11 protein-coding genes are annotated in these 14855 nt (G+C 55.0%); 6 read left to right on the top strand and 5 right to left on the bottom strand.

The genetic code is table 11. The annotated features are described in order from the left end of the window. Nucleotides 1-139 precede the first annotated feature (139 nt). Nucleotides 140-718, bottom strand: a complete 579-nt coding sequence (locus H573_RS18860) for a TetR/AcrR family transcriptional regulator (protein WP_027873288.1) — start codon at nt 716-718, stop codon at nt 140-142. 254 nt (nt 719-972) lie between these two features. Between H573_RS18860 and H573_RS0104920 the strand changes: the two genes are divergently transcribed. Further along, the gene (locus tag H573_RS0104920) at nt 973-2076 is read left to right on the top strand and encodes a ketoacyl-ACP synthase III (RefSeq protein WP_027873287.1); all 1104 of its coding nucleotides are present in this window, start codon (nt 973-975) and stop codon (nt 2074-2076) included. On the opposite strand, the gene H573_RS0104915 is transcribed toward H573_RS0104920, so the two are convergent. The 4 genes from H573_RS0104915 to H573_RS0104900 are packed head-to-tail and all read right to left on the bottom strand — an operon-like array spanning nt 2073 to nt 6418. Continuing rightward, on the bottom strand, nt 2073-3035 hold the full coding sequence (locus H573_RS0104915) for an NAD(P)/FAD-dependent oxidoreductase (protein ID WP_027873286.1): 963 nt from the start codon (nt 3033-3035) through the stop codon (nt 2073-2075). The genes H573_RS0104920 and H573_RS0104915 overlap by 4 nt on opposite strands. Beyond that, a complete protein-coding gene (locus tag H573_RS0104910) occupies nt 3032-4270 on the bottom strand; it encodes an SAM-dependent methyltransferase (RefSeq protein ID WP_027873285.1) in 1239 nt (412 codons plus the stop codon). Before H573_RS0104910 ends, H573_RS0104915 begins: the two co-directional genes overlap by 4 nt. A 31-nt stretch (nt 4271-4301) precedes the next feature. Further along, a complete protein-coding gene (locus tag H573_RS0104905) occupies nt 4302-5081 on the bottom strand; it encodes a DUF1365 domain-containing protein (protein ID WP_027873284.1) in 780 nt (259 codons plus the stop codon). Continuing rightward, nucleotides 5078-6418 carry an NAD(P)/FAD-dependent oxidoreductase gene (locus tag H573_RS0104900; RefSeq protein ID WP_027873283.1) on the bottom strand — a complete coding sequence of 447 codons (1341 nt, stop codon included), beginning with the start codon at nt 6416-6418 and terminating at the stop codon, nt 5078-5080. The genes H573_RS0104905 and H573_RS0104900 overlap by 4 nt, the downstream gene beginning before the upstream one ends. A 160-nt stretch (nt 6419-6578) precedes the next feature. On the opposite strand from H573_RS0104900, the gene H573_RS18855 reads away from it, so the two are divergent. The 5 genes from H573_RS18855 (at nt 6579) to H573_RS0104870 (ending at nt 14826) form a co-directional block, all read left to right on the top strand. Continuing rightward, nucleotides 6579-7814, top strand: coding sequence for an MFS transporter (locus tag H573_RS18855; RefSeq protein WP_051171025.1), 1236 nt, complete (start codon nt 6579-6581; stop codon nt 7812-7814). Continuing rightward, entirely contained in the window at nt 7807-8373 is a 567-nt protein-coding gene (locus tag H573_RS0104890; RefSeq protein ID WP_084497927.1) for a chalcone isomerase family protein, read from the top strand. The genes H573_RS18855 and H573_RS0104890 overlap by 8 nt, the downstream gene beginning before the upstream one ends. Before the next feature lie 117 nt (nt 8374-8490). Beyond that, entirely contained in the window at nt 8491-10977 is a 2487-nt protein-coding gene (locus H573_RS0104885; protein WP_161624240.1) for a TonB-dependent receptor, read from the top strand. 54 nt (nt 10978-11031) lie between these two features. Then, nucleotides 11032-11961, top strand: a complete 930-nt coding sequence (locus tag H573_RS0104880; protein ID WP_051171024.1) for a mechanosensitive ion channel family protein — start codon at nt 11032-11034, stop codon at nt 11959-11961. A 324-nt stretch (nt 11962-12285) separates the two neighbouring features. Further along, nucleotides 12286-14826 carry a TonB-dependent receptor gene (locus tag H573_RS0104870; RefSeq protein ID WP_027873279.1) on the top strand — a complete coding sequence of 847 codons (2541 nt, stop codon included), beginning with the start codon at nt 12286-12288 and terminating at the stop codon, nt 14824-14826. The last annotated feature ends 29 nt before the right edge of the window (nt 14827-14855 follow it).

Here is a 14855-nt window from a genome sequence, read left to right as displayed (position 1 = left end):
CTAATACGGCCGTATTAGTTTGTTGGATTCGCGTGCGCAATGCAGCAGTGACATGAGCCAACTAACTATAGAAGAGCGAGAAATAAAAAACGGCCACTAGAAGCTAGCGGCCGTTTAGATAAAGCGGGGGGAGCTGAGATTAGAAGCGCAGTGCGCGCATGCTGGCGTGGAATTCAGCTTTGCTAACAGGGTGCTGACGGTAAATCAGTGCCAAGCGTCCAGTTAGCGGCACGAGGTCATCAATGCTCAGGCTCTTGCCGGTTTGCGCATTGTAGTTGTGCAGCGGCTCGATGAGCAGTTCGCGCCACAGGCGGTCGGACTCATCGTTGTCGATGTGCGGCATGATCTCTGCGGAATTGCGGCCGCTGGTGATTTCCAGGCGGTTGTCCTCGGCGGGGCGGTAGTTGGCAGTAAACCAAATACACTCTTCCAGCATACGAGGGAAATCCTCTTTGTATTCTGCAACGACATCCTTGAGCTGTTCGAACATGCGATTGCGCTCAATATCGACAAGCGAAGAGATGATGTCGGATTTGCCGGTGAAGTAGCGATAAACTGTCCGCCGCGTCACGTTGGCGACATTGGCAATGTCTTCGATAGTTGTAGACTTAACGCCTTTTGCTGCAAAGCAGCTTACCGCCGCCTCAAGCAGGAGTTTCTTGCCGGTTACCAGATCATCTACTCGGGCGCCATTGCCCCAACGTTTGTTCGTTTTCATACTTACCACGCTCTGAATTTACAACACGGTTCTTACAGCTTGTTTGTGTGTCACTATGCTAGCACGCTGTAATCTTGCAGATGATCAGAAAAAGGCTCAATCGACTAAGGGATTATACGTATAGCCTGTGAAGTAGTGATCATTTTGGTGCAAAACGGCGCTGCTTACCTCTCTATATCCCGTTGGATGCGCGGCGTGACAGCAACGATCTGGCTCGGCATAATGCCGCTCATCACTGAAGAGGATACCTGTGCATGCCATACGCGACGATAACTGGATGGGGAAAGTGCGTTCCCCCCGCTGTGCTGAGTAATGAAGACCTGACAACCTTCCTCGATACGTCTGATGAGTGGATCTCGACGCGTACCGGGATCAAAGAGCGCAGAATCTCTCATGTGTCCACCGCGACTCTGGCAAGCATGGCGGCAAAACGCGCCTTGGCCGCTGCCGACCTCGACCCCGCCGAGCTGGACATGATCATTCTGGGAACGGCTTGCCCGGATACACTGATTCCGAATGCGGGGTCATTCGTGCAGGACAGCATCGGCGCGAAAAATGCAGCGGTTTTTGACCTCAATGCCGCCTGCACGGGTTTCGTCTATGGCCTGAGTGTGGGCACGGCGATGATCCGTTCTGGTGCAATGAAGAAAGTACTGGTAATCGGCGCTGATCGAATCCCCTATTTCCTCGACTACAGCATGCGTGATGTCGCAGTACTGTTTGGCGACGGTGCGGGTGCAGTCATCCTTGAGGCGGGCGAAGAAGAAAGCGGCATGCTTGCGGAGCGCCTCGGCTGTGATGGCGATGCTCGAGATATTTTGTCGGCGCGTGATTCCGGTACCGTTCGTGAGCGCTTTGCTGGTATCGATGGTTATTACGATATCAATTTCGAGGGGCCGGAAATATTTAAACGCGCGGTGCGTGGCATGGGCCAAGCGGTAACGGACGTACTTGATAAGTGCGGGCTGGCTGCTGAAGACGTGGATGTGCTGGTCCCGCATCAGGCGAACATTCGTATTATCGAAACACTGATGAAGCGTTTGAAGGCACCGGAAGAAAAGGTCATCGTTAATATTGAAAAATATGGCAATACCTCTGCAGCGACGGTGCCGATTGCTTTGTGCGAAGCGCTTGAGCAGGGCCGCATTAAGCCCGGCGACCACATTTTGACAGCCGCCTTTGGCGCCGGTCTAACCTGGGGTGCGGCACTCATTAAATGGGGTGATCGCGTGACGCCGCTGCGTGAATGCGAAGAAGATTTGCCGCCCTGCGATAAAACGGCGTTGGAGCTGCTGAAACCCTGGATTGAAGGCAGCAACGCCGCGGCGGCCAAAAAAGCGGCCGAGGCGGATAGCTAACGGGCGCTGGCCAACCACTGTTTTACCTGCTGTACCGCGAAGGTGGCGCTGCGTAGCGCCCCTTCCGCATTGCCTCCGGCGCAGTAATCCCCTGCCAATGCAATTTTTAACCTATCGTCAGCACGCTGCGTGTCGCAGTTAACCGCTGTTTCTGCTCTGGCGAAACGCCAGCGCTGTATGTCGCTGTGTAGCAGTGGTGGCGTGGGCGCTATCGATGCCAGCTCGGTAATCACCCTATCGATAATTTCGTTATCGCTGCGTTGTTCAAAGTGATGGCTGGCATCGCCCGTCAGCTCGATGGAATAACAGTGCTGATGGTCCCGCCCTGGCGCGGCCGACAAGCAAACGATTCGGCGCAGTATCGCGTGCGATTCAATATCGATAATCTCGCTCGGCGCCCATGCACCTTCAAATTGAACAATCACCGTCCAGCCCGCTTGCCAGGGTGATTCGGCAATGGTGAGTGAGCTGGTTGTGGGTAACAGGTCTTGGGCCTGGGGGGCGGGGGTGGCGAGAATCACCGCCGAAAAATCACCGAGATCCCCCCCTTTGTCATCGCGCAATGACAGCGTTGTTGATGTTGGGTGTATGGCGGCTACTCGTTGCCCCCGGCGAACCCCAATGCCGTCAGCCAGAGCATGGCAAAGTTGGTTGTTGCTGCCCGCCGCCGTGTAGTGTGTTTGGGTCGCTTGTGTTAGCAATTTACCATCGCGCCACAGCGCGGCGGTATATGGCTGGGCGCTGATGGCGTCACTGGGGAAGTATTGAAGCTGCTCTGGCGTCAGGGCGAGTAGGGGGGCGCCGATATCAACGTTGCCCCAGGGGTGCCGGCGCCGGGCGAGTCGCCCGCCCAGGCCGCGCGACTTTTCAAAGACGGCGACGGGTAGGCCGCACTCGTTGAGCATTTTTGCGCAAAGCAGGCCGCTCAATCCGGCGCCGATGATGGCTACGGGGCTCAATGGGGCTTCTCAAGCACGAATTGATAAACATCTATCGAGCCCGCGCGAAAGCCGCCTTCGCAATAGCCAAGATAGTATTGCCACATGCGTTTAAAGCGTTGATCAAACCCCAGCGGGAAGATGTCTTCCCAGCGCGCATTAAACGCCGTCGCCCAGTGCGCCAGAGTTTTCGCATATGACAGGCCGAAGGGCAGCTCGCTTTTTACGTCGAAGCCCGCTTTGCTGGCATGGGAGCGGAAGATGTCAGGGCTTGGCAGCATGCCTCCGGGGAAAATATAGCGCTGGATAAAATCCGGATTGTCGCGGTAGCCTTCGAAACGTTTTTCTTCAATGGTGATCACCTGTATTGCCGCTCTGCCGCCTGGCTTGAGGCGGGCATACAGGGTGTCGAAATAGGTTGGCCAGTACTGTTCACCGACAGCCTCAAGCATTTCTATGGAAACAATGTGGTCGTATTGATCGCGGGTGTCGCGGTAATCGGTGAGGCTAAATTTGGCTCGGCCGCTAAGGCCGGCGTCTGCGATACGTTGCCGGGCATAGCTCAGCTGCTCTTTGGACAGGGTGATGCCGTGGAGGGAGACATCCTGTTGTTGGCAGAGTTGTTCTGCAAAGCCGCCCCAACCGCAGCCCACTTCCAAAACGCGGTCGCCACTCTGCACCGCCAGTTCATCAATTAAGCGCTGATACTTGCGGTGCTGGGCGCTGCGTAAATCATCAATGCCCTCGTCGAATAGTGCTGACGAGTAGGTCATGCTGTCGTCTAGCCAGTGGCGATAAAAATGATTGCCCAAGTCATAGTGGTAGGCAATATTGCGCTTGCTGCCGCGCTTATTGTTGGCGTTGCGCCGGTGTTGTAAACGTTGCAGCCACTGCTTGGTTTTGCCGCTCGCCAGCATATCGCCGAAGTGTTCCTCGTTGACCACGATCCACTCCACTAGCGCAGCCAAGTTGGGGCAATCCCAATCGCCATCCATATATGCTTCGCTCCATCCGACAGAGCCGCCACTAAAGGCTTTACGCAATCCTTTCCAGTTATTAAGAATCACATTGGGTGCCAGTCGCCCGTCACTTTGATCACCAAAGCTGAGCTGACTTTTGTTGGGTAAAGTGACGGTGAGTGAACCGATTTTGGCATTGGCGAGCGGTGCAAGCACCTTTGCCAGCAAGTTCCGCTGGCGTTTTGCCCACCAGCTGGTGCCGAGCTGCTGCTGTAATTCTATGGCGGCTGTCTTCATCGCGTATCCTGTTAACGATTACGTTTATGGTTTACGAGTCATTACGAGAGACAGGGTATTTTGGTTCAGCGGGGCGCGGAAGTATTCGCATACCCTTGACATAAAGTTTGAGTGCCTGCCAGTGAATGGCAACCATCACGCTGGCGGTCATGAACGGCAGGCGGAAGAAGCTGCCCAATAAATTCCAGTCGTTTAGCGTATGGCGAACACCCCGGAATACGGCGTGCAACAGCGCTTTGCCGGCTTCAGTCTCACGTATTGCAACAGCCAATCGGGAGCCTGGTTTGCGCAGTCGGAAGTGGTAAGTCGCCTCCAAAGGAATAAAAGGTGAAACGTAAAACGCTTTATCGCAACGCTGGCGAATAATCTCTCTCTGGCCTTCACCTGTGACAGTAATTAAGTAGCTATGACGCTGCCCGAAGGTGTTGCTGACTTCGTACAACACCGCGAAGATGTCATCACTGGCGTTGTAGCAGTAGTAAACGCTTAGGGGGTTAAAGGTGTAGCCAAGGATGCGCGGGTAGCACAGTAACTCTGCGCGATGGAGGGGCTCTTCGATACCGTGCTCGCGAAGCGTTTGTTGAAGGTAGTCTTTAGGTGCCCGGCCATCGCCAGCGCCGAAGTCGCGATAGTGGAAGCTAAACAGATTAAACCGGTTCACCGACAGCAAGTGACAGCGCGCGGCGTCTTGCTCGAGTTTGTCCAGATCAAACAGAAAACTGTCGATACGGTAGCGAAAGCGGTGCTTTACTGGCCGAAAGCGATGGTGGAGCACTTCGCCTCGATACAGGGCGCTGCTTGCGTCACTCATGCTGCTGAACTGCTAACCTCGGCAGGCAGCGGCAAGTTGATGCGGTCGTCCTCGGGTTTTGCCTGCCATGGGCGCAGGCCGCCACCGAGGCGCTCCGCCACCGCGAGCCCCGATTGGATGCCATCCTCGTGGAAGCCGTAGCCGAAGTAACTGCCGCAGAACCAACTGCGCTGCTGGCCTTGCAGCGCCCAGAGGTCTGTTTGCGCTGCCAGTGCCTTGCCATCGAATACCGGATGCTGATAGCTGAACTCACGAAAAACGTGGCGGGCGCGGGGCTCGGTCAGCGGGTTTAGCGATACGACGATGGGCTCTGCGCATGGCAGGTGCTGCAGGGCGTTCATCCAGTAACTTACCGAGACCTTGGTTTCGCCTTGCTGGCGGTCTCCCATGTAATTCCAGCTGGACCAAACAGTAGGCCGCTTGGGGAGCAAACGGGGATCACAATGCAACACCGCGCGATTCTCCTCGTAGCGGAAGGCGCCAAGAGTCTTACGCTCGGCCTCGCTGCTTTGGCTGAGCATGGCGAGCGCCTGATCGGCGTGGCAGCCGAACACCACCTGATCAAATCGATGAGACTCCCCGGAATCATCGACAACAATCACGTGGTCCTCGAAACGGTCAACGCGAGAAACGCCGCAGTTGAGCTTGATGTGCTGCTCGAATGGCGCGGCCAGCCGTTTCACATACTCTACTGAACCGCCAACCACGGTTCGCCATGTCGGCCGGTTTTTTACCTGCAGCAATCCGTGGTTTTGGCAGAAGCGCAAGAACGTTTTGGCCGGATAGGCGAGCATTTGGTTTACCGGCGTTGACCAGATAGCCGCTCCCATCGGCAGGAGGTGATCGTCGCAAAAGCCAGCGCCGAAGCGCTCGCGTTTCAGTAGTTCTCCCAGCGACATGCTGTCGGGCAAGGTTTCCATCCAGTTTTCGCTTTCTCGGTAGAAGCGCAGCAAGTCTGCGAGCATTTTCCAAAAGCGGGGGCGCAGCAGGTTGCGCTTTTGCGCGAACATGGTGGCCAGTGAGTTCGAGCCGCTGTATTCCAGCCTGCCGTCGTCAAGCGACACGCCAAACGACATGTCTGTGGCAAGGCTGTCGACGCCGAGCTGCTTGAAAAGGTTAACAAGGTTGGGATAGCACTTGTCGTTGAACACGATGAAGCCGGTGTCTACCGCCGTGGTGCCCGCGGTTGTGGAGATCTCCACGGTATTGCTGTGACCGCCAAGGCGATCGTCTTTTTCGAATACGGTGATGGCGTGGCCACTGCGTTGCAGAAGCCAAGCGCAGCTTAGCCCTGAGATACCTGAGCCGATAATGGCGATACGTTGTTTAGTTGTCATAGTGCGGGCAATTCTGATCTTATGAGTTATTAGTTACGTATTCCCTCACTATTGTGATCACTTTTCCTTGTTCTTATGACACTTTATACGGGCTTTGGGAAATAATTAACAGGGTGTTGGCTGTGCCCGTCCGTGCTCAGCGATCCAAGGAGATACTACCATGCCCCAATCCCGAAGGCTGTTTCGCTATGCCTTGCCCGGTTTACCCCTGTCTGCCCTTGGGCTGCCCTTTTATATCTATGTGCCTCTGTGGCTCGCCGAGCAGGGCGACTACGGCTATGCCCTTGTTGGAGCGGTTTTCTTTTTGGCGCGACTTGCTGATGTCGTGACAGACTTGCCCGTTGGCGCGTTGGTAGACCGACTCGGTGCGCGAAGAATATTGTGGCTCGCTGGCTGGGTGCTAATGACGCTGAGTGCGGCTTCGCTATTGTTCCTCCCCCATCCCTGGCCGGCGTTTAGCCTGCTGCTGGCACTGGTGGTGTTAATGCTGGGGTGGACGATGATTACGGTGCCTTGGCTCTCGCTGCCAGTGACGCTCAGTCGGGACGACGACCAGCGCTTGGCGTTTAACAGCGCGCGCGAGGCCATGTTGCTGTTTGGCACGCTACTGGCGATGTTGGCGCCCGCCGTGTTTGCACCGGAGCACCTGATTACGGTGGCGGCCTTTATGCTTCTCTTGCTTTTGGTGGCAGTTTTATATCAGGGCAGTCATCGACCGCCGCCGGGCACCGAGGCAGCGCCTTTTCGCCAGTTACTCGCTGAGCCACGCGTGGCGGCACTGGCGGTACCCTGGTTTTTAAACATGTTGGCGAATGCGATTCCCGGTACCGTGCTGGTGCTGTTTATGCGCGAGGTGTTAGAGGCCGAGGCAATGATTCCGGCGGCGCTGCTGAGTTACTTCCTCGCGGGTCTGCTTGCCGTACCGCTGTGGTACGGTCTCGCGCGGCGGTGGGGTAGCTTGTTCTGTTGGCGCCTTGGGTTGGTGCTGTCGGCGGTTTTATTTAGCTTTGCCATACTGCTTGGGGCAGGCGATGTGTATTGGTTTATTGCCATTAGTGTGGGCACTGGTTTGATGCTCGGTGCGGATCAGGCAATTCCCTCAGCGATGCAGACAGGTCTGGCAAAGAAGCTGATGGCAGAAAAACCGAATACTGCCATCGCGGCCAGTCTATTTGCACTGTGGAGTATGCTGGGTAAGGCAGCGATGGGGCTGGCTGTTGGTGTGGGCTATTTGTGGCTGGGTAGCCAACTTGAACCAGAATTAGCGTCAGTGCCGCCCGATTGGGCAATCACGGCGGCTTACGTTGCGGCGCCGGTGGTATTGAAGCTGGCAGTGTTTTTCTTACTCGGACGCAAACAGCTGCGTTACTTAAGCGAAGAGGTGCACGATGCGTAAATTAGCAGGCGGATGGCGATTTGTAGTGGTAATGACCTTGCTTGCCGGGGTAGCGGGGACCGCCCAGGCCTTGAACTGGCAAACAGTGGCCGCTGACACCTATAAATTGCTCTGGAAGGAAATTACCTACACTGAGTTACAGGTGGACGGTGAGCAAGCGATGCCCGCGGAGGGAGACATTCTTACGCCCAGCTATGCCAAGCAAATTGTTATTCGCTACGGCTTGTCGGTGTCTGCCGAGCGTTTTCGCAAATTGACTGATGACAGCTTGGCAGGCGGCTACAGCGAGGAGGAGTTAGCACCTCATCGTCGCGCCATTGATACCTTTAATAGTTGGTATCTCGGTGTTGAAAAGGGAGACAAGTACCGGCTCAGCTGGCAGCCCGGTGTTGGCTTGAGTTTGCATCACAACGAGACGCATCTTGGCACCCTGGCAGACGCGCAGGCTGCGCAGGTGATCTTGAGCGTGTGGCTGGGGCGGGCGGCGGTTAGTGAGGACCAGAGAGATTCCTTCCTGCGGCAATGGCGCAGTGCCACGAATCGCCTAGCCGAGAATTAGTTATATGGATATAACGCTTCGGTCTATATAAAAAATCCAGCTTTACGACACATTTTGCTAGCATTCGCGTCATTTTACGCCGCGCTCCCGTTGCGGTGTTAGCAAAAGGTGATTTTTGTGGCTCGTCAAACGCCCTCTCTGCTTCCTAAGTTTTTATTCCTTGTCGCATTTGGCTTGAGCGAACAGGCCCAGGCGGTGACGCCCAGTCGGGGCTTGGATATTGAAGAAATTATCGTCACCGCCCAGAAAAAAGAGGAAGGGGCCAACAGTATTCCGCTGGCGATCGCCACCTACACCGGCGAAGACTTGACGGCACTCGGTGTGGCCGATACGCGCGACTTGGGCCGCTTGTTGCCAGGGTTTTCCTACGCGGATGGCGGATTTAACGTACCTATTTATACACTGCGTGGGGTCGGCTTTAACGAAAACAGCCAGACTGCCAGCGCCACAGTGGGCGTGTACGTTGACGAGTTCAATCTGCCGTTCCCGGTAATGAGCAAAGGCAGCAACCTCGACCTGGCGCGCGTCGAGGTATTGAAAGGCCCGCAGGGCACGCTCTACGGCCGCAATACCACTGGTGGCGCTATCAATTATATTGCCAATAAGCCCAGTGAAGTATTCGAGTACGGCGGCGACCTCAGTTACAGCCGGTTCGATACCCTGGCTGCTGAGGGTTTTGTGTCGGGACCTGTCACAGATACCGTGTTCGCGCGACTGGCTTATACCACCACCCAATCGGGAGAGGGTTGGCAGCGCAGCCGCACGCGCTACGCGGGCAGTGATGCCTACAATGGCAAAACGGGGCGCGACCCCGGCAATGAATATGACCGTTTCGGCTACGACCGCTTAGGAGAGGTTGATCGCGATGCCGCGCGTTTGTCACTGCGTTGGGAGGGCGGCGAACAATGGACCGTGAATACCCACCTGTCGGGCTGGCGCGATCGCTCAGAACCGCAAGCGCTTCAGGTCATTGCCATTGAGTCGCAAAACGCCACCCTCGGCGATTTTGGCCTGCACCCTGACGTGGCTAATTACCCCGTTAATGACCCGGATACTGACGATGCTCAGGCGGCCGACTGGCCGAACAATGGGCTGAACTTTCGCCTGAATGATAGTTTCGTCTCGGGTGGGCTGCGCCTGGATTATCAGTTGGACGAGCGCCACGACATGGTGCTGTTGTTATCGGCCGGTCGGTTTGAGTCTGATGGTAGCTTTATTCCTCAGTCGGGCCTGGATACCGTCAATACAGAGCGAAATGTGTTCGCAACAAGCGATTTTTACAACGCGGAGCTGCGTTTTTCCGGTGAGCTGGGTGACGATCTGTTTTGGCAGTTAGGCGTGAACTACAGTGAGGACGAAGTCGATGAATTTCAGCGTCTTCACCATGAGAACGTCAGTATCGTCTTCCCGGTTGGTCCGCTAGGCGGCCTTCTCGGTGACGGCTTTGCACTGCTGGACAATCGCTCCGGCTTTGGCGGAAATCAAACGGCAGAGGTAGCGGCGATTTTTGCCAACACCGAGTGGCAATTCGCTGAGGACTGGAAGCTGACCCTTGGCGCGCGCTATACCGATGAGCTGCGTGAGTTTAACGGTTGTTCCCGCGATGTTGATGTGGAGGACAACCCCGGTGCAGATCAGGAAGCACCGGGAGCCCAGAACAGAGGGATAGGCTTGGCTAATGCGATAACCCTAATCAGTCTGGCGCAGGCGCCGATGGCTGGTTATGCGCCGGGCAGAGCAGAGCGCGGTGGTTGCTTCACCCTCGACAGTGAAACACGTCGCCCCGGTCGGTTTTTTGGTGAGCTGCACGAGGACAACGTGTCCGGACGCATCGCCGTGGACTGGGAGTTTGCGCCGGAGAAGCTAGTGTTTTTGGGCTTGAGTCGGGGTTACAAGTCGGGAAGCTTCCCGCTGATCAATATTTCGGACTCGGTGCAGTATGCGCCCGCGACGCAGGAACGCCTTGATGCTATTGAGCTGGGGACGAAGTTGCGCTTATTTGAACGTATGCAATTGAATGCCTCGGTATTCGACTACCGCTACCGAGACAAGCAGTTGGTAACGAACTTTCGCGACCCCATTTTCGGCGCGCTGCCAGCGCTTCGCAATGCGCCCAAGTCCTCAGTGCGCGGCGCTGAGCTGGACCTGAAAATGACACCCTTCGCGGGCCTATTCCTTGCCCTACAGGCCTCTTACCTGGACACTGAAGTAGAAGAGTTCATCAGTGGCGATCGCAATGGTGAAGAGTTTGACTTCAGCGGCAAGCCCTTTAATTACAGCCCGCAATGGGAATACTCCATTGTTGCTGAATACACCTTGCCGCTGTTCGACGACTATGAGCTCTCCGTAGGCGGCGATCTGAGCTATCGTGGTGAGACCAATGCTTCGTTGGAGAAAGACCCACGCTTTTTCATGGAAGATTATACGGTGATCAATGCGCGCTTGGGCTTTGCGCCACTGGCGGGGCCTTGGAAGGTACAGCTGTGGGGGCGCAACATTACCGATGAGTACTACTACAATAACGTCACCAACCAGCTCGATACCATCGGTCGTTATACCGCCATGCCTGTGGTGTGGGGGGCAACAATTAGCTGGCGCCGCTAGCGTCAATCACTGGTAGAATTCGCCAACTGCGCTATATATATCTAACAAGTTGCCGTGGCGGTATTTGCTGGTGAGGAACACGCTATTAGCCCTGAAGCCTTCCTACTGAACGTCCAGAGTAGTTTGAACTATCCGCTTATCACGCTGGGTGAGCGGCCCATTACGCTGGGTACACTGCTCGCAGGGCTGGTGATTGTCGTTACTGCGCTGCTGCTTTCCAAAACACTGCGTCGAAGCCTGAGGGGCATCGCCTCGCGGCGCAGTGGTTTTAGCTCCAGCTCCCTCTACACCATGGAGCGCCTAACGCACTATGTCGTGCTGGTGTTGGGCAGTTTTTTCGCGCTCTCTGTTGTCGGTATCGATTTTTCTAAGCTGGCCCTGGTCGCCTCTGCGCTATCTGTGGGCATTGGCTTTGGGCTTCAGGCGATATTCAGTAATTTCGTCTCCGGTTTGATTATTTTGGTCGAACGTTCACTAAAGGTTGGTGACTACGTTCAGCTGGAGAGCGGTGTGATTGGTGTGGTCAGTGAAATCCGCGTTCGGGCGACCTTAATTACGACACTCGAAAACGCAGAAGTGGTGGTGCCGAACTCGGAGTTTGTGAATGGTAAGGTGACCAACTTTACCTTGAGCAACAACTTCTGTCGCTTGCGGGTTCCCTTTGGCGTAGCCTACGGAACTGATAAAGAACGCCTGCGAGAGGTCGTATTGGCGGCGGTAGCGGGGCAGCATCAAACCCTGTTGGATTCACCGTCGCATCAACCCACCCTTCAAATGAAAGGTTTTGGTGATTCAAGCTTGGATTTTGAGCTGTTAGTTTGGGTTAAGCCTGAGTTTGCTGCCCAGCAAAGCTCAACGCGTTCTGCCTACCTGTGGGCCTTGGATACGGCGCTGAATGAGGCGGGTATCACGGTGCCATTCCCGCAGCGAGACCTTCATCTTGTGTCGGGTCTGCACCCTTGGGTTGCAGAGGACAGCGGCTAAAAATCGGAGCGCTGTGGGTAATTTCCCACTAAACGTCGCCGTTATTTGCGGAGTTTGAGGGTAATTTCTTTGCATTGACTGAAAAAAATTAAAAAAAAGTAATTCATGCCAATGGTATGCACATGAAGATTGTGCATACTTCAAGCTGCGGGATGCTATAGAGTTTCGGTCTGCCGAGAGCAAAAGCATAAATTGCCGAAAGGGGACGCCCGAACTAAAGAAACAGGAAAACAGTATTCTTGCCGCCTTACCGATAACAACAATATCGCCGGGTTTTCGTGGAGCTCGGTAACAGCTTTAACTTCTTGAAAAACGAGGGTCACAATGAAGAAACGGATCAGCGCCTTATTACCGTTAAGCTTGGTGGGTGGTCTCACCCATGCAGCGCCGGTGCTAGAAGAGGTTGTCGTCACCGCTCAACTGCGCGAACAGAGCCTGCAAGACGTGCCGGTATCGGTGAGCGCCATTGGTGGTGAGAAAATGATGGAGGCGGGCCTGGCGAAGATAGAAGACCTGCAGGCCTATGTTCCCAACTTCACCATGTCTGAGTCCGGCATCGGTACCGATATTTATATTCGCGGTATCGGCTCTGGTGAAAACCAGGGCTTTGAGCAGTCGGTGGGTATGTATGTCGATGGTATCTACTTTGGTCGTGCTCAGTTGGCACGTGCGCCATTTCTAGATTTATCCCGTGTGGAAGTACTGCGTGGGCCACAGAATATTCTGCTAGGTAAAAACAGCATCGCCGGTGCGATTAACATCAAAACAGCGGATCCCACCGAAGATTTTGAGGGTAACGTTCAGGTTACCTACGAGCCAGATCAAAACGAGCGCATTGTCGATTTGGTTGTCAGTGGCCCCATCAGTGATCGCTGGTCTTACCGTTTCGCCGCGCGTAAGCGCGAGCTCGATGGTTTTATGGAAAACCTCGTCCTGGATCGCGACGAAGCGCAGCGCGATGAAGAAACATTCCGCTTGAAGCTGGGTTGGGATGTCACTGATAACGTTACGGCAATGTTTAAAGTTGAAGCGGGCAGCTTCGACGTTGTGGGTCGGAACTCTGAAATCATCACTAATTACGAGTCCAACTCCGATGTATTCCTGTTCCAAGGGCGTACCTACGGCGAGATTATGGATCGCACGGTGTTTCCCGACGCAGGAGCTTTGGGGGGCTTAGTTGGTTTGTTGCCCGCGCCTATTCTCAATATTCTTCAGCTACAGCCGAATGGCTCTGTTGTTGATATCGACTCCGACGAAGGCGTGCTGAACAACACCGCTGATCGCAAACGCCACAGCAATGGCGACTTTAGTTACAACGATACCTATAACTTTACCGCTAACCTGGATTGGTATCGTGACGACCATCAGTTCACGTCCATCACCGGCATCATGGGGTATGAGTACGACGAAGACTGTGACTGTGACTTTACCGGTGCTCCGCTGTTCCAGGTTGAGTTCCAGGAAGAGTACAAGCAGTTCAGCCAGGAGTTCCGCTGGATCTCGCCCGCTGGCGAAACCTTTGAGTTTATCGGTGGCGCCTACTTCCAGTATAGCGAGCTGGACTTCTTCGACTCACTCTACCTCCCCTCAGACATTATTCCGCAGCTCGTTAACGCCGCCGATTTGTTGGAAGGCGGTGCGCGCGGTGACCTGGATCCGCTGGCCGGTGCAACAGGTTTTGAATTGCTGGGTGTGGGTGATGCCGGTAATGCACTGCGTGGCATCCGCACTCCCCGTAACTTCTACAGCGAATCAAGCATCGCTTCTACTTTCCTGCAAACCACTTGGAATATGGCGGATACTTTCCGCATGACATTGGGTGGTCGTCTCACCTGGGAGAATAAAGAAGCGTCTCGAAAACTAGAGTTCGGCTTGGACGACGGTTCTATTCAGCCTATTGGCGAAGTGGACACCGCCGCTGCAGTCAGCTTTGCTGCTGAGCGTCACGACCTCAAAGGCGAGCGCGAAGAGCTGCAATTCGCACCGTCGATCAACTTCCAGTGGGATGCCACCGATGAGTTGATGGCGTACTTCACGGCAAGCAAGGGCTTCAAATCCGGTGGTTTCGACGCTCGTTCGAATTCGTCACCCAGCGCTGATCCCACGCCGATCAACCCTAACGCGCCAACGGGTACTAACCAGCAAGTGTTGATCGGTAGCTTCGAATTCGAAGAAGAGGAAGCACTGAGTTACGAGCTGGGCTTTAAGTCGACGCTGCTCGATGGTGCCGCTGAGCTGAATGTTGCGCTATTCCGCACCGAGTTCGACAACCTGCAGGTCAGTGTCTTTGACGGCACCCTTGGCTTCAACGTGGGGAATGCGGCGAGCGCAATCTCTCAGGGTATTGAGCTAGACGGCCGGATGGCATTAACCGAGAATCTGATGCTTGCCGGTGGCTTGGCCTTCCTTGACTTTGAGTTCCAGGACCACCAATTCGGTACCTGTATTCAGGATCAAGTTCCAGACAACCCCAATGGCATCAACTGTGACTACAGCGGCAAGACTAACCAGTATGTTGCCGACTACTCTGGTAACTTGTTGCTGTCGTACGAGCGCCCGCTGTGGGATTTCCTGATGTTCCGCGCGAATGTGGATGCGATCTTCACCGACGAGTACCACCCCTCGCCGAATATGGATAACCGTATTAAGCAAGAAGCGTACATTACCTATAACGGCCGCTTGGCAATTTCCTCTATCGAAGGCGATTGGGAGCTGGCCCTGCTGGGTAAAAACCTCAGTGATGAGTTGATCGTTGTTTATGGTGTTGACGCGCCTACCGCGAAAACCATCACCGGGGCGACCACGCACCACGGTTTGATCAACAACCCCCGCACCTTCGCCTTACAAGCCAGCTATCGCTGGTAAGGGCGCGCTCTCTCGCACAGTGGCTTGCC

Origin of the sequence: Neomelitea salexigens DSM 19753 (assembly GCF_000422345.1) — a bacterium.
Taxonomy (GTDB): domain Bacteria; phylum Pseudomonadota; class Gammaproteobacteria; order Pseudomonadales; family Spongiibacteraceae; genus Spongiibacter; species Spongiibacter marinus_A.
The sequence above is the reverse complement of the archived record's forward strand: the minus strand, read 5'-3'. Positions and strand labels throughout refer to the sequence as shown.

Excerpts from the sequence above, each read along its gene's own strand:
- H573_RS18860 (WP_027873288.1), bottom strand. The coding sequence starts at position 718 with ATGAAAACGAACAAACGTTGGGGCAATGGCGCCCGAGTAGATGATCTG.
- H573_RS0104920 (WP_027873287.1), top strand. The coding sequence starts at position 973 with ATGCCATACGCGACGATAACTGGATGGGGAAAGTGCGTTCCCCCCGCT.
- H573_RS0104910 (WP_027873285.1), bottom strand. The coding sequence starts at position 4,270 with ATGAAGACAGCCGCCATAGAATTACAGCAGCAGCTCGGCACCAGCTGG.
- H573_RS0104905 (WP_027873284.1), bottom strand. The coding sequence starts at position 5,081 with ATGAGTGACGCAAGCAGCGCCCTGTATCGAGGCGAAGTGCTCCACCAT.
- H573_RS0104900 (WP_027873283.1), bottom strand. The coding sequence starts at position 6,418 with ATGACAACTAAACAACGTATCGCCATTATCGGCTCAGGTATCTCAGGG.
- H573_RS18855 (WP_051171025.1), top strand. The coding sequence starts at position 6,579 with ATGCCCCAATCCCGAAGGCTGTTTCGCTATGCCTTGCCCGGTTTACCC.
- H573_RS0104890 (WP_084497927.1), top strand. The coding sequence starts at position 7,807 with ATGCGTAAATTAGCAGGCGGATGGCGATTTGTAGTGGTAATGACCTTG.
- H573_RS0104870 (WP_027873279.1), top strand. The coding sequence starts at position 12,286 with ATGAAGAAACGGATCAGCGCCTTATTACCGTTAAGCTTGGTGGGTGGT.